Source organism: Luteimonas aquatica (assembly GCF_022662575.1).
Taxonomy (GTDB): Bacteria; Pseudomonadota; Gammaproteobacteria; order Xanthomonadales; family Xanthomonadaceae; genus Luteimonas; species Luteimonas aquatica.
Genome location: NZ_JALBFU010000038.1, coordinates 1 through 859, shown reverse-complemented (window position 1 = coordinate 859; position 859 = coordinate 1). Strand labels below are relative to the sequence as shown.

Sequence of the window (859 nt, the reverse complement as noted above, 5' to 3'; positions counted from 1 at the left end):
GCGCGGCCAGAAGACCACCACCAGCTACATGGCCTGGGACCAGCCCACCACCGAGCTGCCGGTGGTGATCGACCAGCCCAAGGGGGTACGTACCGCCATCCCACGCGACGCCTACGGCAAGCCGCTGCAGGTGACGCGCTCGGGCCCGGACCAGTAAGGGGGACAGGACATGCGAAGCAATGCAACGACTCACGCGTCCGTGAGCCGCGCCGGCGCGGTGTCCGCCCGGGCCAAGCGATGGATCGGCAAGGCTGCCCTGTTGGCAACACTGGCGCTCTCGCCGGCCACCGCTTCCTGGGCGGCGATCGTGGGCAACATCGACGCGCTGGACCGGGTGGGCAACGACTACACCCTCACCGGCTGGGCCTGCGACAAGGGCGTGAGCGCCTCGATCAGCGTGCACGTCTACGTCGGCGTGAACGGCAGCGAGACCAACGCCATCGTGGCCACGGCCAACAAGCCCAGCGAGCCGGCGGTCTCCACCGCCTGCCAGACCACGGGCATCGCGCACCGCTTCTCGATCCCCGTGCCGATGGCCGTGCGCCGCGCCCACCAGGGCAAGAGGTTCTACGTCCACGGCATCTCGCAGAGCGGCGGCTCGAACCTGACCATCGGCAACTCCGGGGTGTTCGTGGTGCCGGCGCCGGTGGTGCAGACCCGGACCTATGTCTACAACGCGGCCCAGGAGCTGTGCCGGTTCGACGAGCCGGAGACGGGGCAGAACTTCCTGGGCTACGACGGGGCCGGCAACCTGGCCTGGTCGGCTTCGGGCTATGAGGGGGTGGCGAGCGGCTGCGTGGCCGCCACGGCGGTCGCGGCCCGCCGCGTCGACCGCACCTACGACGCCCGCAACCGCCTG

1 pseudogene is annotated in these 859 nt (G+C 70.7%); it reads left to right on the top strand.

The features are described from left to right. Positions 1 to 199: 199 nt before the first annotated feature. A pseudogene (locus MD221_RS17405) lies at positions 200 to 859 on the top strand (hypothetical protein); the annotation flags it as partial.